We start from the raw sequence: 19,290 nt of genomic DNA, 5'->3' as shown, positions 1-19,290 counted from the left end.
GGTGCGGATGCGGCCCGGTCCCCACACCAGGCGCGGTCGCCGTCGCGCGCCGGAACGCATCCCGTTACGCCCCCGGATACAAGGAGCCACAGGACATGGCCGACTCCAGTTTCGACATCGTCTCGAAGGTCGAGCGGCAGGAGGTCGACAACGCCCTCAACCAGGCCGCCAAGGAGGTCTCTCAGCGCTATGACTTCAAGGGCGTGGACGCCTCGATCGCCTGGTCCGGCGAGAAGATCCTGATGCAGGCGAACTCCGAGGAGCGGGTCAAGGCCATCCTCGACGTCTTCCAGTCGAAGCTGATCAAGCGCGGCATCTCGCTGAAGGCGCTCGACGCGGGTGAGCCGCAGCTCTCCGGCAAGGAGTACAAGATCTTCGCGTCGATCGAGGAGGGCATCTCCCAGGAGAACGCGAAGAAGGTCGCGAAGATCATCCGGGACGAGGGTCCCAAGGGTGTGAAGGCCCAGGTCCAGGGCGACGAACTGCGCGTCAGCTCCAAGAGCCGCGACGACCTCCAGGCCGTGATCACGCTCCTGAAGGGCCAGGACTTCGACTTCGCGCTCCAGTTCGTGAACTACCGGTAGTCACGGTAGGCCGAGGCACGACGAAGGGTGGGCGCCCCCGGTGCCCACCCTTCTCCTCTGCCGGCCGCGGCCGGGCGATCAGTCGCGTGAATTGCCCAAGAGGAGGCGGTAGAGGATCAGCAGGACCAACGAGCCGCCGATCGCCGCCACCCAGGTCGCGCCGTCGTAGAAGTGCTTGGTGATGGGGTGGTCCAGCCAGCGGGCCGATATCCAGCCGCCGAGGAACGCGCCCACGATGCCGATGAGGGTCGTGCCGATGAAGCCGCCCGGGTCGCGTCCCGGCAGCAGGATTTTGGCGATGGCGCCGGCCAACAGTCCCAGGATGATCCAACTGATGATGCCCATGCCCTGAACCTGCCCTTCGCCGCTGTGTTCGCACTGGTGCGGCCCTGTGATTTCGTTCTCGGCCGACTGTGCCGGACAGTCCGTCCGAGTCGTCCGCAGATGGCCGTCGCGCGTGTGTTCGTGCCCTGTCGATGACGAGGACGCCATGGCGACACCCCGCGGTTGCGGCGATCAGTAGGGTGCGGCGCATGGCTTCCTCCCCTCCCGGCCTGCGGCGCACGCTGGGCGTGCACGACGCCGTGGTCGTCGGCCTCGGCGCGATGATCGGGGCAGGCGTGTTCTCGGCCCTGGGCCCGGCCGCCCGCGCGGCCGGGTCCGGGCTGCTGCCGGGGCTGGCCGTCGCAGCCCTGGTCGCCTACTGCAACGCCATGTCCTCGGCCCGCCTCGCCGCCCGCTACCCGCAGTCGGGCGGCACCTACGTGTACGGGCGGGAGCGGCTCGGCGCCTTCTGGGGGTATCTCGCGGGCTGGGCGTTCGTCGTCGGAAAGACGGCGTCCTGCGCCGCGATGGCCCTGACCGTGGGCGCCTACGCCTGGCCGGGGCAGGCGCACGTGGTTGCGGTCGCGGCCGTGGTGGCGCTGACCGCCGTGAACTACGGCGGTATCCAGAAGTCGGCCTGGCTGACGCGGTTGATCGTCGCCGTGGTGCTGGCGGTCCTCGCCTGCGTGGTGGTCGTGTGCCTGACGTCCGGGCGAGCGGACGCCGGGCGACTGGACATCGGCCTGTCATCGGGTGTGGTCGGGGTGCTTCAGGCGGCCGGGCTCCTGTTCTTCGCGTTCGCCGGGTACGCGCGGATCGCGACCCTCGGTGAGGAGGTGCGGGACCCGGCGCGCACCATCCCGCGCGCGATCCCGCTGGCCCTGGGTATCGCACTGGTGGTGTACACGTGCGTGGCCGTGGCCGTGCTCTGCGTGCTCGGCGCGGACGCGCTGGGACGGACGGGGGCGCCGCTGGCCGACGCGGTGCGGGCGGCCGGGGTGCCGGGGCTGGTGCCCGTGGTGCGGGTGGGGGCGGCGGTGGCCGCGCTCGGCTCGCTGCTGGCGCTGATCCTTGGCGTGTCACGGACCACGCTCGCCATGGCTCGTGACGGCCATCTGCCCTCGGCGCTGGCCGCCGTGCATCCGCGATTCGAGGTCCCGCACCGCGCGGAGCTGGCCGTCGGCGCGGTGGTCGCCGTGGCGGCGGCGACCGTGGACCTCCGGGGTGCCATCGGTTTCTCCTCCTTCGGTGTGTTGGCGTACTACGCGGTGGCCAATGCCTCGGCCTGGACACTCGATCTGGCTCCGCGTGCCCGCGTGGTTCCGCTGGTGGGCCTGCTGGGGTGTGCCGTACTCGCCTTCGCGCTGCCGGTCGTTTCGGTGGCCACAGGAGCGGCCGTGCTGGCCGTGGGCGCGGTGGCGTACGCCGTACGGCGGCGGATGACAGCTCGGTAGCCGACGGCCGCGCTCAGGAGGCCCGGTCCCTCAGGAGGCCTGCTCCGGCAGCGGAGCCGTGCGTATCCGGAAGTCGTCCCACCGGGCCAGATCCGTGCCCTCGTCGGTCTCCTCGTACCAGCCCGTGCCGTTCAGCCAGACGCACAGCCAGTCGGTGAGGGTGGGTGCGTCCACGAACCAGGCTCCGTCGGCGCCGTCGGCGTTCGGCTCGTAGAGCAGGACCGTGGCCTGCGGGGTGCGGCAGTCCACGCACGCGTACATGCCGCAGCCCCAGTGGGAGATCGGCAGGACGCCCTCCGGCCAGGGCCACTCCGGGTTCTTGCGGCCGTACTCGCGGTTGGTGAGGTACTGGGCGACGGCGGCGGGTTCGCCGGAGGGAGCGGCATCGAGCAGGGGCAGCAATCCGTACGACGGGCCGAAGCCCCCGTCGCCGACCTGCTCGTAGAGCGCGGTGAGGAGGCGTGGCAGGGGGAAGCCCAGGGCCTCCCGGGCGCGGTCGAGGGTGGCTGCGTCGACGGGCGCGGGAAGCACAGGCCAGCCCCACGGACGGGAGTCGCGGGCCTGTACCGCCACCTGTGTCAGCAACTGCTCGATCTCGGTCATGGCTTCATGATGCAGGCCGCCGCTGACAATCGCGGCGGCCTGTGGACAACCCTTGGCCCCGGATGCGGGCCTGTGGACAACTCGGGCGCGGCAAGCGCCGGATGAGCAGTGGTCAGCGGTTCGCGAACGGCTGGTCAGTGGGCACGATCTCGCGTCCCAGCGGAAGCAGGGAGACCGGGATCAGCTTGAAGTTGGCGATGCCGAAGGGGATCCCGATGATCGTCAGGCACATCACGACACCGGTGACGATGTGGGCGAGCGCCAGCCACCAGCCCGCGAGGACCAGCCACAGGACGTTGCCGACGCAGGAGGGGGCACCGGCGTCCCGCCGCTCGACGGTCGTGTACCCGAAGGGCCAGAGGGCGTAGACGCCGATACGAAAGGCCGCTACGCCAAACGGGATACCGATGATCGTGATGCAGAGGATCACGCCCGCCAGCAAGTACCCGAGGAACAGCCAGAAGCCGCTCAGGACGAGCCAAATGACGTTCAGGATGGTCTTCACTGCGGGCGACCTGCCATCTTCTCTAGCCGGGCGATCCGCTCCGCCATGGGCGGATGCGTCGAGAACATCTTGGACAGTCCCTGACCCGGGCGGAAGGGGTTCGCGATCATCATGTGGCTCGCGGTCTCGATCCGGGGCTCAGGGGGCAGCGGGAGCTGCTTGGTCCCGGCCTCCAGCTTGCTCAGGGCGCTGGCGAGGGCGAGCGGGTCGCCGGTGAGCTGGGCGCCGGAGGCGTCCGCCTCGTACTCCCTGGAGCGGCTGATGGCGAGCTGGATGAGGGTGGCGGCGAGCGGGCCCAGGATCATGATCAGCAGCAGGCCGATGAAGCCGGGGCCGTCGTCGTCGTCCGAACGGCCGACGGGGATCAGCCAGGCGAAGTTGACCAGGAACATGATCACCGAGGCGAGTGCGCCGGCGACCGACGAGATGAGGATGTCGCGGTTGTAGACGTGGCTGAGCTCGTGGCCGATCACACCCCGCAGTTCGCGCTCGTCCAGGATGCGCAGGATGCCTTCCGTGCAGCACACGGCGGCGTTGCGCGGGTTGCGGCCGGTCGCGAAGGCGTTCGGGGCCTCCGTCGGGGAGATGTACAGGCGGGGCATGGGCTGGCGGGCCTGAGTGGAGAGGTCGCGGACCATCCGGTACAGGGCCGGCGCCTCGAATTCGCTCACCGGGCGTGCGCGCATCGCGCGTAGCGCCAGTTTGTCGCTGTTCCAGTACGCGTACGCGTTCGTGCCGAGGGCGACGAGGACCGCGACGATCAGACCCGTCCGGCCGAAGAAGCTGCCGATGACGATGATGAGTGCCGACAGCCCTCCGAGGAGAACTGCCGTCCTGAGTCCGTTGTGCCGGCGGTGCACGGTACGCCCTCCAAGTCGTGCGGCAGGGGAACCCTTTGCCTGCGGTGCTGCCTTCCGATCTGCGATGCCACCGGTGTCGTGGTGTCACGTCCAGTGGACCCTTCCGCACTGGTCAACGCCAGGCGACGGCCACTAGTTCCCTTGTGTCCGCTGTGCGCCGCGTGAGCCGTCCGGGTGAGAGCCGCGCTCTCGCGTACGGCCGTCCGCACGCGCGCGTGCGGTGGTCCGTGCCCTCGCGTGCGGTGGTCCGCGCTCGCGTGCGGGGCGTCAGAACAGGCCGGTGGCGGCGAAGCGGAGCACCAGCTGGGGCGCGCCGGAGAGGGCGATGCCGAGGGCGCCGGTGAGGGCGAGTGCGGCCGTGAGAGGGGCCGGGAGGCGGTGCTCGGTGGTTTCGCCTTCGGGAGCGCGGAACAGCAGGGCGGTCCACTGGAGGTAGTAGTAGAGGGCGATCACGACGTTGACGGCCATGACGACGGCCAGCCAGCCGAGACCGGCGTCGACGGCCGCCGAGAAGACGGTGACCTTGGCGAAGAGTCCGATGAGGCCGGGCGGGAGTCCGGCCAGGCACAGCAGGAAGAACGCCAGGAGCAGCGCGGTCAGTGGGTTCTTGCCGTACAGGCCGCGGTAGTCGGTGAGCCGGTTGAGTTCCTTCGTACGGCCGACCAGGGCGGCCACCGCGAAGGCGCCGAGGTTCACGGCCGCGTACATGAGGGCGTAGGCGACGGTGGAGCCGATGGCCTTCTGGGGGTCCTTGGCGTATCCGGCGGCGGCGATCGGCACGAGCAGATAGCCGGCCTGGCCCACCGACGACCAGGCGAGCAGTCGTACCGCGCTGTACGCGCGCGTGGCCTGCTGGCGCAGGGCCGCGACGTTGCCGACGGTCATGGTGAGGGCGGCCAGGGCGGCGAGTGCGGGGCCCCAGACGTCGGCGTACGACGGGAAGGCGACGACGGTGACCAGGATCAGGCCGGAGAAGCCGACGGCCTTGCCGACGACCGACAGGTAGGCGGCAATGGGGAGCGGGGCGCCGACGTAGGTGTCGGGAACCCAGAAGTGGAAGGGGACGGCGGCCGTCTTGAACGCGAAACCCACAAGGGTGAGGACGACGCCCGTCTGGGCGAGGGTGTGCAGCTGGCCGTCGACGTGCTGGATGCGGTCGGCGACCTGGGTGAGGTAGAGGCTGCCGGTGGTGGCGTACACGAAGCTGATGCCCAGGAGGCTGACGGCGGTCGCGGTCACCGAGGACAGGAAGAACTTCAGGGCGGCTTCGGAGGACTTCGCGTCGCCGTGCCGGATGCCGACGAGGGCGAATGCGGGCAGGGAGGCGACTTCCAGGGCGACGATCAGGGTGGCGAGGTCGCGGGAGGCGGGCAGCAGGGCGGCGCCGGCGGCCGAGGAGAGCAGCAGGAACCAGAACTCGCCCTGGGGGTAGCGGCGGTTGCCGTCCTTGAGGGTGGTGACGGACAGCAGGGCCGTGAGCAGGGCGCCGCCGAGCACCAGGAACTGCACGACCAGGGTGAACCGGTCGGCCGTGTAGCTGCACGCGCGCGTGGCGCCCGTCAGGCAGAAGGTGCTGCGGTCGTGGTCCAGGAGCGGCAGCAGCAGGACGGCGGACGCGGCGAGTCCGGCGACCGAGACCCAGCCGAGGAGCGGCTTCCTGGCCTCGGGCACGAACAGGTCGGCGACCAGGACGGCGAGTGCGACGACCGCGGTGAGAGTGGGCGGGGCGACGGCGAGCCAGTCGACGGACTGGACGAGGTCCGCGGCCAGCGGCTGGGCCAGGGCACTCATCGGGGGCCTCCTGCGAGAAGCTGCTGCACGGCCGGGTCGGTCAGCCCGAGCAGGGCCTTCGGCCACAGTCCGGCGATGACGGTGAGGGCGACGAGCGGGGTCCAGGCCGCGAACTCGTAGGTGCGGACGTCGACGAGTTCCGGCATGTCCTGCGGTACGGCGCCCATGCAGACGCGGCGGACCACGGTAAGCATGTACGCGGCGGTGAGCAGGGTGCCGAAGGCGGCGATCGCCATGAAGGTCAGGAAGGCCGGGCGGCTGAGGTGTGCGGCGGGCTTGAACGCGCCGAAGAGGGCCAGCATCTCGCCCCAGAACCCGGCCAGTCCGGGCAGTCCGAGCGAGGCGACGGCGGCGAAGGCGAGCAGTCCGCCGAGGCGCGGTGCCTTGCCGTACAGCGCGGCGCCCGTCTCCTCGGCGAGGGTGTCCAGGTCGGTCGTGCCGGTACGGTCCTTCAGGCCGCCGACCAGGAAGAACAGCAGACCGGTGATGAGGCCGTGGGCGATGTTGGCGAACAGGGCGCCGTTGACACCGGTGGGGGTCATGGTGGCGATGCCTAGCAGGACGAAGCCCATGTGGCCGACCGAGGAGTAGGCGATCAGGCGCTTGAGGTCGCCCTTGGCGCCCCGTTTGGCCAGGTTCAGGCAGGCCAGGGACCCGTAGATGATCCCGACGACGGCGAAGGCGGCGAGGTACGGCGCGAAGGTGCGGAATCCGTCCGGCGCGACCGGCAGCAGGATCCGGACGAACCCGTACGTACCCATTTTGAGCATGACACCGGCCAGCAGGACCGAGCCGACGGTCGGTGCGGCGGTGTGGGCGTCCGGCAGCCAGCTGTGCAGGGGCCACATCGGGGTCTTGACCGCGAGGCCGATCCCGACTGCCAGAACGGCGATGACCTGCACGGATGTGCTCAGCGACCGGCCGTTGTCAGTGGCGAGTGCCACCATGTCGAACGTGCCCGCCTTGATTCCGATCAGGAGCAGGCCGAGCAGCATGACGACGGATCCGAGCAGGGTGAACAGGATGAACTTCCAGGCGGCCCGGGTGCGCCCCGCGCCGCCCCAGCGGGCGATGAGGAAGTACATCGGGATGAGGACCGTCTCGAACGCGACGAAGAACAGCAGCAGGTCGAGGACGGCGAAGCTGGCGAGGGTGCCGGATTCCAGGACGAGCAGCAGGGCGACGAAGGCCTTCGGGGACGGGCCCGCGGGCATGTTGAAGTACGTGTAGAGCGCGCAGAGGAAGGTCAGCAGCGCGGTCAGGACCACAAGGGGGAGGGAGATGCCGTCGATGCCGAGGTGGATGCGCACGTCCAGTGCGGGGATCCAGCTGATGTCGGTCGTGGCCTGCATCCTCGACGGATGGTCGTGGTCGAAGCCGAGCGCGAGGACGATCGCGGCGATGAGGATCACGCCGGTCACGGTCACGCCGTGGCGGCGCACGGCCTGCTCGGGTGACTTCCCCTTCAGTCCGGGCGGGGCGGGCAGCAGAGCGGCGACGGCGCCGAGGAGCGGGCCGACCACGATCAGTGCCAGAAGGATCTGCATCACGGACTCGTTGATATCGATCACGCCTGCTCACGCTCCCGTGGCGACGAGGAGGACGGCGACCGCCAGGACGACGGTGCCGGCGAGCAGCGCGCTCACATAGGTCTGGACATTGCCGGTCTGGGCGCGGCGTACGGCGGCGCCGAGCAGGCGGGGTGCGGCGGCCGCGCCGCGGACGTAGGTGTCGACGACCTCGCGGTCGAGGAACTGGACGAGGCTCGCCGCGGCCAGGACCGGGCGGACGAACAGCACGTCGTACACGGCGTCCAGGTGGAAGCCTTCGGCGGCCGGCCGGCGCAGCGGGCCGAGCAGGAGCCGGGCGGGGTCCGCCGGGTCGGGTGCGTAGGCCACGTCGCCGAAGGCGGGTTCGTGGGTGGCGATGGCTTCGGCCTCGACGAGTCCGGCGTCGCCCTCCGGGTGCGCGGCGACGGCGCCGATCGGGGCGCGGGCGGCGAGCGCGCTGGTGCGTTGCCATACGCCGTAGGTGAGGAGTACGCCGACGAGCGCGAGGCCGGTGCCGAGGATCGAGGTGGTGAGGGTCGGGGTGAGGTCACGGCCGTCGAACCAGCCGGGCAGCGACCGGTAGGCGAACCCGCCGAAGGCGAGGGACGGGATGGCCAGGACCCACAGCACCGCGGTCATGGACAACGGCTGCCGGCCGTGGTCCGGGGCCTTGGTGCCCCGGCCCCGGAAGGCGAGCAGCCACAGCCGTGTCGCGTACGCGGCGGTGAGCAGGGCGGTGACCAGGCCGGCGACGAGGACGATCCAGCCCGCGCTGCCGGGGGCGTGCGCGGTGTGGCCGGTGGCCGCGTGCTCGGCGGCGCCCAGGACGGACTCCTTGGAGAAGAAGCCGCTGAAGGGCGGGATCGCGGCCAGCGCGAGGAGCGCCACGGTCATCGTCCAGTAGGCGTCCGGGACGCGGGCGCGCAGTCCGGAGGTGCGGGACATGACGGCCAGCGAGTTGGTGCCGGCGGCGTGGATGACGACGCCGGCCGCGAGGAACAGCAGTGCCTTGAAGGCGCCGTGGGACAGGAGGTGGAAGACGGCGGCGCCGCGGTCGCCGACGGCGAGGGCGCCGGTCATGTAGCCGAGCTGGCCGATCGTCGAGTAGGCGAGGACACGCTTGATGTCGTCCTGGGCGAGTGCGGCGAGGGCCGAACCGACCATCGTGACGGCGCCCATGGCGGCGAGCACGATCATCACGGCCGCACTGGCCTCGAAGACCGGAAGGAGACGGGCGACGAAGTAGACACCGGCGGCGACCATCGTGGCGGCGTGGATCAGCGCGGAGACCGGGGTGGGGCCCGCCATGGCGTCGGGGAGCCAGGTGTGCAGCGGGAACTGTGCCGACTTGCCCGCCACGCCGCACAGGAGCAGCAGGGCGACCAGGGCCGGGTGGTGCAGTCCGCCGTTCGCGACGGTGCCGAGGATCGTCGTGATGCGGAAGGAACCCGCGTCGGTGGCGAGCGCGAACAGGCCGATCAGGAACGGCACGTCGCCGAGCTTGGTGACCAGGAAGGCCTTGATGGAGGCGGCGCGGGCCTCGGGGGTCTCCCAGTAGTGGCCGACCAGGAAGTAGGAGCAGATGCCCATGACCTCCCAGCCGACGAGCAGCACGATCAGGTCGCCGGAGTAGACGACCAGCAGCATCGCGGAGGTGAAGAGGGAGACGAGGGCGGCGTACGAGGCGTAGCGCGGGTCGTCGCGCAGGTAGCCGGTCGAGTAGATCTGCACACAGGTGGCGACGAAGGCGACCAGGGCGGCGACGAGGGCGGCGAAGCCGTCGATGTACAGGGCGAGTTCGATCGGGACGGAGCCGGTCGGGGTGAGCTCGGTGTGGGCGTCGACGGCCCGGCCGCCGCCCTGGTCCACGGCGACCGTGATGGCCAGCGCGAGCGCGGCGAGGGTCGGCAGGACCGCGAGCGGGCGGACGAAACCGGGGGCCGTGCGTCCCACGAGCAGGCCGGCAGCGGCGGCCAGGAAGGGCAGGAGAGGGACGAGGACGGCGAGGTTGGTCGTGGTCACGCGGTGGCCTCAGCCTTCTCGTCGGCCGTCCCGTCCGTGGGCGTGCCGTGCTCGTGGCCCTCGGCGGTGTCGCGGAGCCGGTCGATGTCGGAGGTGCCGCGGTTTCGGTAGACGGCGAGGACGATCGCGAGGCCGATGCCGATCTCGGCGGCGGCGATGGCGATGGTGAACAGGGTCAGCGCCTGGCCGGAGTGCAGGGTGTCCCGGGCGGCCCTGCTCAGCCACACGTCGAAGGCGACGAGGTTGAGGTTGACGGCGTTGAGCATCAGCTCGACCGACATCAGGACCAGGATCGCGTTGCGGCGGGCGAGGACGCCGTACAGGCCGGTGCAGAAGAGGAGCGCGGAGAGGACGGCGGGATAGGCGAGATGCATCAGCGGGCGCCTTCCTGCTCGATCGGGTGAATCCCGGAATCCGTGACGGAGGGGGAACTCTGTGTGACGGGCCGGCCGTTCACAGGGGGCGGGGCCGAGTCCGCCTTCGCCTTCCGGGACAGGACGATCGCGCCGACGAGGGCCGCGAGGAGGAGGACGGAGAGGGCCTCGAAGGGCAGGACCCAGTTCTGGAAGAGGCTCTCGCCGGTGACCTTCGTCGAACCGGCGGCGGGGCCGTCCAGGTCGACCCAGGTGGTACGGAAGGCGTCCACGACCACCCAGACCAGGGCGGCCGCGGCGACCACGGCGACGGCCAGCGCGGCCCAGCGGTTCCCGGAGTCGGCGTCCGGGGAGCGGCCGATCGGGGCCTTGGTGAGCATCAGACCGAAGAGAAGGAGGACGACTACGGAGCCCACATAGATAAGGACCTGCACCCAGGCGATGAACTCGGCGGTGAGCAGCAGGTATTCGACGGCGAGGCCGCCGAGCGTGACCACCAGCCACAGGGCGGCGTGCACCAGCTGGCGGGTGGTGACCGTGACGAGGGCGGCGCCGAAGGTGACCAGGCCGACGAGGAGAAAGGCGATCTCCACACCGGTCGGGGACAGGAAGCCGTGCGGCGCCTGGGCGAGGGGGCTCACGACTCCCCCTCCCGCGGCTCGGCCTGCGCGGCCGCGAGCTTCTCGGCGGTCTTCCGGGCGGCGGCGATCTCCTTCGGTTCCTCCGCGCCTGCGTCGAGAGCGGGCGGGGCCGGGACCGTCCACATCCACTCGCGGAGCTTGTCGCGCTCGTGGGTGAGTTCGTGGATGTCGGTCTCGGCGTACTCGAACTCCGGGGACCAGAACAGGGCGTCGAAAGGACAGACCTCGATGCAGATACCGCAGTACATGCACAGGGAGAAGTCGATGGCGAAGCGGTCCAGGACGTTGCGGCTGCGTTCGCGGCCGCCTGGGACCGCCGCCGGGACGGTCTCCTTGTGGGAGTCGATGTAGATGCACCAGTCGGGGCACTCACGGGCGCAGAGCATGCAGACCGTGCAGTTCTCCTCGAACAGGCCGATCACACCGCGGGTGCGGGGCGGGAGCTCGGGCAGGGCGTCCGGGTACTGCTCGGTGACCGTCTTCCGGGTCATCGTGCGCAGGGTGACGGCCAGGCCCTTGGCGAGGCCGCTGCCGGGAATGGGGGCCACGGTTAGGAGATCACCACCTTGACGATGCCGGTGAGGGCGATCTGAGCGAGAGAAAGGGGGACGAGAAGGGTCCAGGAGAACTTCTGCAGCTGGTCCTCGCGCAGCCGGGGGTAGGTCACGCGGAGCCAGATCACGACGAAGGCGAGGAGCGCCGTCTTCAGGAGGGTCCACAGCCAGCCGAGGCCGTCGGCTCCCCACGGGCCGTGCCAGCCGCCGAGGAAGAGGACGGTGGTCAGACCGCACAGGACGACGATCCCTGCGTACTCGGCGAGCAGGAACAGGGCGAAGCGCAGACCGGTGTACTCGGTGTACGCGCCGAAGATGATCTCCGTGTCGGCGACGGGCATGTCGAAGGGGGGCCGCTGGAGTTCCGCGAGGCCGGCGACGAAGAAGACCAGGCCTCCGGTGATCTGCCAGGGCAGCCACCACCAGTGGAAGGCGCCGACGATGCCGGGCAGGGAGACCGTGCCGGCCGCCATCGCCACGGAGGCGGCGGCAAGCAGCATGGGGAGTTCGTAGGCGAGGAGTTGGGCGGCGGTGCGCAGACCGCCGAGGAGGGAGAACTTGTTGGCGCTGGCCCAGCCGGCCATGAGCGAGCCGAGGACGCCGATGCCCATCACGGCCAGCACGAAGAACACACCCGCGTCCAGGACCTGACCGAAAGCACCCTCGCCGGGGCCGATCGGGATGGCGAGGAGTACGAGCAGATACGGGAGGAGTGCCACCGCGGGCGCCAGCTGGAAGATGCGGCGGTCCGCTCCCGTGGGGACCACGTCCTCCTTCTGCGCGAACTTCACACCGTCGGCGATCAGCTGGGCCCAGCCGTGGAAACCACCGGCGTACATCGGGCCGAGGCGGCCCTGCATATGGGCCATCACCTTGTGCTCGGTCTGACCGACGATCAGGGGGAAGGTGAGGAAGACGACGAACACGGCGAGGAGTCGCAGGCCGACGTCCAGGGCGTCGTTCACTGCGGGCCTCCTGGGCGGTCTTCACGGGGGGCGGGTTTGTGTTCGGAGGTGACGTCGTCCGGGGTCGAGGCTCCAGGGCTGGGAGGGCCGTCGGAGGCGGGAGCGTCGGAAGCCGGGTTCTGAGGGGCGGGAGCCTCGGGGGCTGAGGCGTCGGCGGAGTCGGGAGCCGAGGCGTCGGCGGAGTCGGGAGCCGAGGTCTCAGGTCCGGCGCCCTCTGAAGCCTCGGCGTCCTCGGGGGCCTCTGAATCCTCGGACACGCCAGGCTCCGGCTCGGCCAACTCTGTCGGCCCGGCCAGCTCGGTCGGCGCAGTCGGCGAGACAGGTTCGGCTGGTGTGATCGGCTCGGTCGGCGAGACAGGTTCGGCTGGTGTGACCGACTCGGTCGGCTCGGTCGGCGTATCCCGCTGTTCTCCGCCTCCGGGCTCGTCGAAAGCCGGGCGGGCGTGGTGCCACGGGGCGTCGGGGACGCGCGGGGTCGAGGGGCGGGCCGGCGTGGTCGGTTCTGTCGCCGGTGCCGGATGCTGGGCGCGCTGCGACGCGGAGCCACCCGAAGCGCTACGTGCCCGGCGTGGCCCGCGGGGAGCAGCCCCCGTCGGCTCCTGCGCCGGAGCGGTCTCGTCCGCTGCGGATGCCGCCCGCTGCGAGGCAGACCCCTCGCTCACACTCCGGCCCCGGCGCGGAGCCGTCGGCAACTGCTCGGACACGTCCCGCTGGGGAGCAGATCCCTCCCCCTCACTCGGCCCCTGATCCGGAGCCTTCGGAGACTGCTCCTCAGAGGCGGCCCGCTGCGAAGCGGAGCCCTCGGTCGCGCTCCGCGCCCGGCGCGTGGTGGCCGTCGGCGGCTGTTCCCCGGACACGGCCCGCTGCGAAGCGGACCCCTCGGTTGCACTGCGCGCCCGACGTGGAGTGGCTGTCGGGTGGGGCTCGGTGGGTGACGCCTCCGCCGTGGGTGTCGGCGCTGTCGGGTCCGCCGCGTCGGCCGTCTGGCCGGCCGAGCCCTCCGCTGCCGTGCGGGAGCGGCGTACCGGGCGTTCGCCGGGTGCGCGGGTCGGGCGTTCGCCGGTGGGGCGGCCCGCGGCGGCTCGGGCAGGGCGGGCGGGGGCAGCGGGGAGCTGGCCCTTCAGAGGGCCCCATTCGTTGGGGTCGGGGACGCCTGGGGGGAGCATCTGGCGGCGCCTGGGGCCGCCGTGGTCGGACTCTCCGGGTTCCTTGGCGCCGGGCCAGGCCTTGGCGACGCGGGCCGCCAGGACGAAGTCCTTGCGGAGAGGGTGGCCTTCGAAGGTTTCCGGGAGGAGGAGATGGTCCAGGCCGGGGTGGCCGGAGAAGCGGACGCCGAACATCTCGTGGGTCTCGCGCTCGTGCCAGCGAGCACCCGCGTAGACGCCGACGGCGGAGGGGAGTTCGGCGGCGGAGTGCGGCACGGTCGTCCGCAGGAGCAGGCGACGGACCGGGGCGAGGGCGACGACGTGGGCGGAGACGCGGAAGCCGGTGCCGGGTTCGTCGACCGCGCTCAACCAGTCGAAGAAGGTGCAGCTCAGGGTCGTACGGGCGGTCTCCAGGGCGGTGAGCCAGGAGGCGGCGGGGACGTCGACCGTGAGGACCTCGTAGGACTCCTCGGCCGTGGCGTCCGGGCCGAAGAGTTCGTCCACGGGGGCGGGGAGCCAGCCGGTGGGGGCCGTCATCACGTGTCCCCTTCGGCGACGGGGGCCGGCGGCCGCACCAGGCCGCTCTGGAGGGCGGCGGCGGACGGGCGAGGGGTGCCGTAGCGCTCGCCCAGGGACTCCGCCGCGATCTTCTCCTGGAGTTTGAGGATGCCCTGGAGGAGAGCCTCGGGGCGCGGCGGGCACCCGGGGACGTAGACGTCGACCGGGATGATCTGGTCGACGCCCTTGGTGACGGAGTAGGAGTCCCAGTACGGGCCGCCGCAGTTGCTGCACGCGCCGAAGGAGATGACGTACTTGGGCTCGGGCATCTGCTCGTACAGGCGTTTGACGGCCGGGGCCATCTTGTCGGTGACCGTGCCCGAGACCACCATCAGGTCGGCCTGGCGGGGGCCCGGTGCGAAGGGGATCACCCCGAGGCGGATGAAGTCGTGGCGGGCCATCGACGCGGCGATGAACTCGATCGCACAGCAGGCGAGGCCGAAGTTGAAGACCCAGAGCGAGTACCGGCGGCCCCAGTTGAGGACGACCTTCATCGGCTCGGGGGCGAGACGGGCGAGCGCGCCCAGCCGTTGCGGTTCCGGGAGCAGCACGGGCTCCGACGGCGTCACGTCCATGTCAGGACGCCCTTCTTGTATGCGTACAGCAGGCCGACGGCCAGGAAGCCGAGGAAGACGAACATCTCCACGAGCGTGGTGGCACCGTAGCCGGGGGCGGCGAAGACCGTCGCCCAGGGGAACAGGAAGATCGAGTCGACCGCGAAGATGACGTAGAGGAAGGCGTAGACGTAGTAGCGGACCTGGGTGTGTGCCCAGCCCTCGCCGACGGGGTCGACACCGCACTCGTAGGTCAGGAGTTTCTCGGGCGTGGGGACCACGGGGCGCAGCAGCCGGCCGGTACCGAAGGCGACGGCGACGAAGAGCACGCCGAGCAGGGCCAGCAGTCCTACGACCGAGTAGGACGCGAAGTAGTCCGCGGCGACGACCACGGTCGACTCACCTTTCACCGTCTCCCTCATCGTCCGTCCCCTCGCTCCCTCGACAGACAGAGGGCCGGCCCCGGCCCCGCGTCGTGACCTCAGTCAACTCTTGATTCGACGATCTGTACGCACGGGAGTCTAGGCCCTGATAAAGACACGGTAAGCAGCCCGTCACGCGGTGAGAAGTGACACCGGGGGCGACTGGTGGGGTTTTCCCCAGGGTGGCCCGGGCGGCGAACTCCATGGCATTGCGTCACGGCACACGGCACGCTGGCGCATATGACCGCACCAGCACCCCGTTCCCGCAGCCTGGCCGACGGCGGCGAAGACCGCGACCGGCTGCCGCCCGTCCGCTTCGCCTATGACGGTCACACCTGGAAGGAGATCGCGCACCTCCTGCTGAACCTGCCGGTATCGGTGTTCGGCTTCATCTACGTGTTCACGACGGTGTGGGTGAGCGGGGTGCTGACGATCACGGTGGTCGGCATCCCGCTGCTCGCCGGCACGCTGCTGGGCGCCCGGCAGCTGGGGAAGCTGGAACGGGCACGCGCGCGTGCGCTGCTCGGGGTGCGGGTGGAGGAGCCGACTCCGATGCCGTTGGGCAAGCGGGGTGGAGGCACTCAGCGGCTGTGGATGGCGCTGAAGGATCCGGTGGGCTGGCGGACACTGCTGTACGACTTCATCCGGCTGCCCTGGGGCATCCTCACCTTCTGCATCGTGCTGACGTCGTTGTTCGTGCTGTGGCCGGTGCTGCCGTTCATCGCGCGCGGGCTGGCGAACGCGGACCGGGCGATGGTCCGCGGTCTGCTGTCGCCCTCCGACGAGTTGGAGCGCCGGATCGCCGAACTCGAGTCGGACCGGGGGGTTGTGGTGGACACGGCCGCCGCCGACCTGCGGCGCATCGAACGGGATCTGCACGACGGCGCCCAGGCCCGCCTCGTCAACCTCGCCATGGGGCTCGGACTGGCCAAGGAGAAGCTCCTGGAGGATCCCGACGGGGCCGCCGCGATGGTCGAGGAGGCGCACGGCGAGGTGAAGCTGGCCCTGCAGGAGCTCAGGGACCTCGCCCGGGGGATCCATCCCGCGGTGCTCACCGACCGAGGGCTGGACGCGGCGCTGTCCTCGGTCGCCTCGCGCTGCACGGTACCGGTCCAGGTGACCGCCGACCTGCCGTCCAGACCGGCGCCCGCGATCGAGGGCATCGCCTATTTCACCGTCTCCGAGCTGCTGCAGAACATCAGCAAGCACAGCGGGGCGCGCACCGCGTCGGTCGACGTGTGGCGGACCGACGACCGGCTGCTGATCCAGGTGACGGACGACGGGCGGGGCGGCGCGAGCCTGGACGGCGGCACGGGGATGCGCGGCCTGGCCGACCGGCTGGGCGCGGTGGACGGCCTGTTCGTCGTCGACTCACCGGCCGGCGGCCCCACGACGGTCACCGCCGAGCTGCCGTGGCGCGACCGGTCGTAGCGAAGAACGCGACCGGTCGTAGCGAAGAAACGGAGAAGCGGCGCAGGGGGTAGGGAAAACCCCCCGTTCAAGATGCCGACGGCCTCCATGGTTCGTGGAGCTGCGGCACAGCAGGGTGGAGGTACGGCAGGGACAGGCCTGACCGGGCGAGCTGGAACAGCTGGAAAAGACAGCACAGGACGGACGGGACGGACCGATGGCCACGGAGTACGGGCACGGGCACGGATACGGGCAGGACGACGCGTACGGGTACGGGTACGGCAACGGGCAGGGCCACGGGTACGAACCGTGCGGTGAGCGTCGGCATCGGGTGCCGGCCGTGCTGCGGGCGCCGTTCGAGGCGCGCAGCTGGCGTGAGTTCGCCTATGTGCTGCTCGGCCTTCCGATCGGCGTCGCGCTGTTCGTGTGGACCGTGACGATGGTGTCCCTCGGCGTCGGGCTGCTGGTGACCTTCATCGGGATTCCCCTGCTGGCCGCGGCCCTGGCCGGCTGCCGGGGCTTCGGGGCGCTGGAGCGGGCACGGGCGCGCGGGCTGTTGCGCCTGGAGGTGGCCGACCCGGAGCCGTTGCGGATGCGCAAGCCGGGGGTGATGGCGTGGATCGGCGCGGTGCTGAAGAGCGGCACGTCCTGGCGCCATCTGCTGTACGCGGTGATCCAGTTCCCCTGGTCGATGTTCTCCTTCGTCGTCGCCCTCAACTTCTGGGCGTACGGCTGGGCCCTGCTGACGTACCCGCTGTGGTTCTGGGTCTTCCCGATGTACGCCGGACAGGGCGGTCTTCAGCTGTTCGGCGACGCGCACCACAGCGTCTACCTCGACAACCCGTTCGAGATCACCGTGACCGCGCTGGTCGGGCTGCTCTTCACGCTGGCCACGCCGTGGATCGTACGGGCCCTGACGCTGGTGGACCGGCTGATGGTGCACGGGCTGCTCGGGCCCTCGCAGCTGGCGTCGCGGGTGGTGGAGCTGGAGTCCGACCGGGGGGTGGTCGTCGACACGGCCGCGGCCGACCTGCGGCGCATCGAGCGGGACCTGCACGACGGGGCGCAGGCCCGGCTGGTGGCGCTGGCCATGGATCTGGGGCTGGCGAAGGAGAAGCTGCAGGAGGACCCGCAGGTCGCCGCGCGGATGGTGGACGAGGCGCACGGTGAGGTGAAGACCGCGCTGCAGGAGTTGCGGGACCTGGCCCGGGGGATCCATCCCGCGGTGCTCACCGACCGGGGGCTGGACGCGGCGCTGTCGGCGGTGGCCTCGCGGTGCACGGTGCCGGTGCGGGTGGAGGTCGACCTGGCGGAGCGACCGGCGGCGGCGATCGAGGGGATCGCGTACTTCACGGTGTCCGAGTTGCTGCAGAACATCAGCAAGCACAGTCGGGCGCGCGGCGCCTCGGTCGACGTGTGGCGGAGCGAGGACCGGCTGATGTTGCAGGTCGTGGACGACGGGGTGGGGGGTGCGGACACGGCGAAGGGGTCCGGGCTGGCGGGGCTGGCCGAGCGGCTGGACGCGGTCGACGGGATCCTCGTGGTGGACTCGCCGGCGGGTGGGCCCACGCGGGTGACGGCGGAGCTGCCCTGGCGGGGCTGAGGCCGCGGTTCTGGGCCCCCCGCCGCCCCTACCCGTCCCTGCCCGTCCCTCATCAGGACGCTCGGCCCCCTTCGCCCCCGCACCCGGGGGGTGCCGCTCCCAGACCCCCGTATCGGCCTCAACGGCCTCGCCCTCGAGCGCCGGACGAGCTGAAATGGGGGTGTGCCTCGGACACCGGGTGGGGCTGGTCGCGGTGTGTTGTCCGGACACGGGTGGGCTGGTCGGAGTGTGTTGTCCGGACACCGGTGGGGCTGATCGGGGTGTGTCGTCCGGAGACCGGTGGGGCTGATCGGGGTGTGTCGTCCGGAGACCGGTGGGGCTGATCGGGGTGTGTCGTCCGGACACCGGTGGGCTGGTCGGGGTGTTGTCCGGGTGTCGGGTGGGCTGAATTGGGCCGTCTCCTCTCATGACCGCGCCGCGCTGTGCTGCGAATGCTGGAATGCTGGTCTTTCGGACAGGGCAGGCATGTACGCCGGACGGGGTGTGGGGGGCCGGGAGATCGTGGAGGACAGGGTGCGGGTGGTCATCGCCGAGGATTCCGTGCTGCTCAGAGAGGGGCTGACCCGGCTGTTGACCGACCGCGGACATGATGTCGTCGCGGGCGTCGGCGACGCGGAGGCGCTGGTCAAGACCATCGCCGATCTCCACGCGCAGGGCGCCATGCCGGACGTGGTGGTGGCGGACGTACGGATGCCGCCGACGCACACCGACGAGGGCGTGCGGGCCGCCGTACGCCTGCGGAAGGCGCATCCGGAGCTCGGGGTGCTGGTCTTGTCGCAGTACGTGGAGGAGCGCTACGCCACCGAACTGCTGGCCGGTTCCAGCCGGGGCGTGGGCTATCTGCTGAAGGACCGGGTCGCCGAGGTCCGGGAGTTCGTGGACGCGGTCGTGCGGGTCGCCGGGGGCGGTACCGCGCTCGACCCCGAGGTGGTCGCGCAGCTGCTCGGGCGCAGCCGCAAGCAGGACGTCCTGGCCGGGCTGACCCCGCGCGAGCGGGAGGTGCTGGGCCTGATGGCCGAGGGGCGGACGAACTCGGCGATCGCCCGGCAGCTGGTCGTTAGTGACGGAGCCGTCGAGAAGCACGTCAGCAACATCTTCCTCAAGCTGGGACTCTCCCAGAGCGACGGGGACCACCGGCGCGTTCTGGCCGTTCTGACCTATCTGAACTCCTGACGGGGCCGACACCGTGTCGGAGCCGGAAGGCAGCCAGGGGGAGGGAAAATCATGACAAGTCAGGGCGACAGGTCGTCCCAAAACGCCGTCCATCATGTGAGCAGGCGCGGGAAGGCGACCCTAACCGACGTAGGGTTGAACGTGGGATGGTCCGTGGGACGACCACGCCCGGACAGCCGCCTCGAAGGAGGTCCAGTT

Annotated in this window: 19 protein-coding genes; 5 read left to right on the top strand and 14 right to left on the bottom strand. The window is 70.9% G+C overall.

Going from position 1 to position 19,290, the window contains the following annotated elements:
- The first annotated feature begins 95 nt into the window (after window positions 1–95).
- Window positions 96–584 (top strand): YajQ family cyclic di-GMP-binding protein, encoded by a 489-nt coding sequence (locus ACWDGI_RS01095; RefSeq protein WP_366363603.1) that lies wholly within the window; start codon window positions 96–98, stop codon window positions 582–584.
- 78 nt (window positions 585–662) lie between these two features.
- Here ACWDGI_RS01095 and ACWDGI_RS01090 read toward each other — a convergent pair whose 3' ends face one another.
- Window positions 663–929, bottom strand: a complete 267-nt coding sequence (locus ACWDGI_RS01090) for a GlsB/YeaQ/YmgE family stress response membrane protein (protein WP_450754121.1) — start codon at window positions 927–929, stop codon at window positions 663–665.
- Between the two features lie 188 nt (window positions 930–1,117).
- Between ACWDGI_RS01090 and ACWDGI_RS01085 the strand changes: the two genes are divergently transcribed.
- Complete coding sequence (locus ACWDGI_RS01085) at window positions 1,118–2,362, top strand: APC family permease (RefSeq protein WP_450754119.1); 1,245 nt, start codon at window positions 1,118–1,120, stop codon at window positions 2,360–2,362.
- Between the two features lie 30 nt (window positions 2,363–2,392).
- Here the strand turns inward: ACWDGI_RS01085 and ACWDGI_RS01080 are convergent, their stop codons facing one another.
- The 13 genes from ACWDGI_RS01080 to ACWDGI_RS01020 all read right to left on the bottom strand — a co-directional run bounded on the left by ACWDGI_RS01080 (window position 2,393) and on the right by ACWDGI_RS01020 (window position 14,906).
- Entirely contained in the window at window positions 2,393–2,965 is a 573-nt protein-coding gene (locus ACWDGI_RS01080; RefSeq protein ID WP_450754117.1) for an SMI1/KNR4 family protein, read from the bottom strand.
- A gap of 112 nt (window positions 2,966–3,077) precedes the next feature.
- Window positions 3,078–3,470 (bottom strand): YccF domain-containing protein, encoded by a 393-nt coding sequence (locus tag ACWDGI_RS01075; RefSeq protein ID WP_450754115.1) that lies wholly within the window; start codon window positions 3,468–3,470, stop codon window positions 3,078–3,080.
- Entirely contained in the window at window positions 3,467–4,330 is an 864-nt protein-coding gene (gene htpX, locus ACWDGI_RS01070; RefSeq protein WP_450754114.1) for a zinc metalloprotease HtpX, read from the bottom strand. Before htpX ends, ACWDGI_RS01075 begins: the two co-directional genes overlap by 4 nt.
- A 267-nt stretch (window positions 4,331–4,597) precedes the next feature.
- Window positions 4,598–6,121 carry an NADH-quinone oxidoreductase subunit N gene (locus ACWDGI_RS01065; protein WP_450754112.1) on the bottom strand — a complete coding sequence of 508 codons (1,524 nt, stop codon included), beginning with the start codon at window positions 6,119–6,121 and terminating at the stop codon, window positions 4,598–4,600.
- On the bottom strand, window positions 6,118–7,692 hold the full coding sequence (locus tag ACWDGI_RS01060; protein ID WP_450754110.1) for a complex I subunit 4 family protein: 1,575 nt from the start codon (window positions 7,690–7,692) through the stop codon (window positions 6,118–6,120). Before ACWDGI_RS01060 ends, ACWDGI_RS01065 begins: the two co-directional genes overlap by 4 nt.
- A gap of 6 nt (window positions 7,693–7,698) precedes the next feature.
- Complete coding sequence (locus ACWDGI_RS01055; protein ID WP_450754108.1) at window positions 7,699–9,693, bottom strand: NADH-quinone oxidoreductase subunit 5 family protein; 1,995 nt, start codon at window positions 9,691–9,693, stop codon at window positions 7,699–7,701.
- Window positions 9,690–10,067, bottom strand: a complete 378-nt coding sequence (gene nuoK, locus ACWDGI_RS01050) for an NADH-quinone oxidoreductase subunit NuoK (protein ID WP_450754106.1) — start codon at window positions 10,065–10,067, stop codon at window positions 9,690–9,692. The genes ACWDGI_RS01055 and nuoK overlap by 4 nt, the downstream gene beginning before the upstream one ends.
- Entirely contained in the window at window positions 10,067–10,708 is a 642-nt protein-coding gene (locus ACWDGI_RS01045; protein ID WP_450754104.1) for an NADH-quinone oxidoreductase subunit J family protein, read from the bottom strand. Before ACWDGI_RS01045 ends, nuoK begins: the two co-directional genes overlap by 1 nt.
- Window positions 10,705–11,256 carry a NuoI/complex I 23 kDa subunit family protein gene (locus ACWDGI_RS01040; protein WP_450754102.1) on the bottom strand — a complete coding sequence of 184 codons (552 nt, stop codon included), beginning with the start codon at window positions 11,254–11,256 and terminating at the stop codon, window positions 10,705–10,707. The genes ACWDGI_RS01045 and ACWDGI_RS01040 overlap by 4 nt, the downstream gene beginning before the upstream one ends.
- Window positions 11,257–11,258: 2 nt before the next feature.
- The gene (locus ACWDGI_RS01035) at window positions 11,259–12,227 is read right to left on the bottom strand and encodes a complex I subunit 1/NuoH family protein (protein WP_450754100.1); all 969 of its coding nucleotides are present in this window, start codon (window positions 12,225–12,227) and stop codon (window positions 11,259–11,261) included.
- The gene (locus ACWDGI_RS01030) at window positions 12,224–13,909 is read right to left on the bottom strand and encodes an NADH-quinone oxidoreductase subunit C (RefSeq protein ID WP_450754098.1); all 1,686 of its coding nucleotides are present in this window, start codon (window positions 13,907–13,909) and stop codon (window positions 12,224–12,226) included. The genes ACWDGI_RS01035 and ACWDGI_RS01030 overlap by 4 nt, the downstream gene beginning before the upstream one ends.
- A complete protein-coding gene (locus tag ACWDGI_RS01025; protein ID WP_450754096.1) occupies window positions 13,909–14,505 on the bottom strand; it encodes an NADH-quinone oxidoreductase subunit B in 597 nt (198 codons plus the stop codon). The genes ACWDGI_RS01030 and ACWDGI_RS01025 overlap by 1 nt, the downstream gene beginning before the upstream one ends.
- On the bottom strand, window positions 14,496–14,906 hold the full coding sequence (locus tag ACWDGI_RS01020) for an NADH-quinone oxidoreductase subunit A (protein ID WP_450754094.1): 411 nt from the start codon (window positions 14,904–14,906) through the stop codon (window positions 14,496–14,498). Before ACWDGI_RS01020 ends, ACWDGI_RS01025 begins: the two co-directional genes overlap by 10 nt.
- 240 nt (window positions 14,907–15,146) lie before the next feature.
- Here ACWDGI_RS01020 and ACWDGI_RS01015 point away from each other — a divergent pair, with 240 nt between their 5' ends.
- The 3 genes from ACWDGI_RS01015 to ACWDGI_RS01005 all read left to right on the top strand — a co-directional run bounded on the left by ACWDGI_RS01015 (window position 15,147) and on the right by ACWDGI_RS01005 (window position 19,092).
- Window positions 15,147–16,337, top strand: coding sequence for a sensor histidine kinase (locus ACWDGI_RS01015; protein ID WP_450754092.1), 1,191 nt, complete (start codon window positions 15,147–15,149; stop codon window positions 16,335–16,337).
- A gap of 196 nt (window positions 16,338–16,533) precedes the next feature.
- Window positions 16,534–17,919 carry a sensor histidine kinase gene (locus tag ACWDGI_RS01010; protein ID WP_450754090.1) on the top strand — a complete coding sequence of 462 codons (1,386 nt, stop codon included), beginning with the start codon at window positions 16,534–16,536 and terminating at the stop codon, window positions 17,917–17,919.
- A 465-nt stretch (window positions 17,920–18,384) separates the two neighbouring features.
- Entirely contained in the window at window positions 18,385–19,092 is a 708-nt protein-coding gene (locus ACWDGI_RS01005) for a LuxR C-terminal-related transcriptional regulator (protein WP_450754088.1), read from the top strand.
- Window positions 19,093–19,290: the final 198 nt, after the last annotated feature.

This window comes from Streptomyces sp. NPDC001220 (genome assembly GCF_053597895.1).
The sequence above is the reverse complement of the archived record's forward strand: the minus strand, read 5'-3'. Positions and strand labels throughout refer to the sequence as shown.

Bases quoted from the DNA above. Each gene is read 5' to 3' on its own strand.
- ACWDGI_RS01005 (WP_450754088.1), top strand. From the start codon at position 18,385: ATGTACGCCGGACGGGGTGTGGGGGGCCGGGAGATCGTGGAGGACAGG.
- ACWDGI_RS01020 (WP_450754094.1), bottom strand. From the start codon at position 14,906: ATGAGGGAGACGGTGAAAGGTGAGTCGACCGTGGTCGTCGCCGCGGAC.
- ACWDGI_RS01030 (WP_450754098.1), bottom strand. From the start codon at position 13,909: ATGACGGCCCCCACCGGCTGGCTCCCCGCCCCCGTGGACGAACTCTTC.
- nuoK (WP_450754106.1), bottom strand. From the start codon at position 10,067: ATGCATCTCGCCTATCCCGCCGTCCTCTCCGCGCTCCTCTTCTGCACC.
- ACWDGI_RS01010 (WP_450754090.1), top strand. From the start codon at position 16,534: ATGGCCACGGAGTACGGGCACGGGCACGGATACGGGCAGGACGACGCG.
- ACWDGI_RS01090 (WP_450754121.1), bottom strand. From the start codon at position 929: ATGGGCATCATCAGTTGGATCATCCTGGGACTGTTGGCCGGCGCCATC.
- ACWDGI_RS01065 (WP_450754112.1), bottom strand. From the start codon at position 6,121: ATGAGTGCCCTGGCCCAGCCGCTGGCCGCGGACCTCGTCCAGTCCGTC.
- ACWDGI_RS01015 (WP_450754092.1), top strand. From the start codon at position 15,147: ATGACCGCACCAGCACCCCGTTCCCGCAGCCTGGCCGACGGCGGCGAA.
- ACWDGI_RS01080 (WP_450754117.1), bottom strand. From the start codon at position 2,965: ATGACCGAGATCGAGCAGTTGCTGACACAGGTGGCGGTACAGGCCCGC.
- ACWDGI_RS01095 (WP_366363603.1), top strand. From the start codon at position 96: ATGGCCGACTCCAGTTTCGACATCGTCTCGAAGGTCGAGCGGCAGGAG.
- ACWDGI_RS01025 (WP_450754096.1), bottom strand. From the start codon at position 14,505: ATGGACGTGACGCCGTCGGAGCCCGTGCTGCTCCCGGAACCGCAACGG.
- ACWDGI_RS01085 (WP_450754119.1), top strand. From the start codon at position 1,118: ATGGCTTCCTCCCCTCCCGGCCTGCGGCGCACGCTGGGCGTGCACGAC.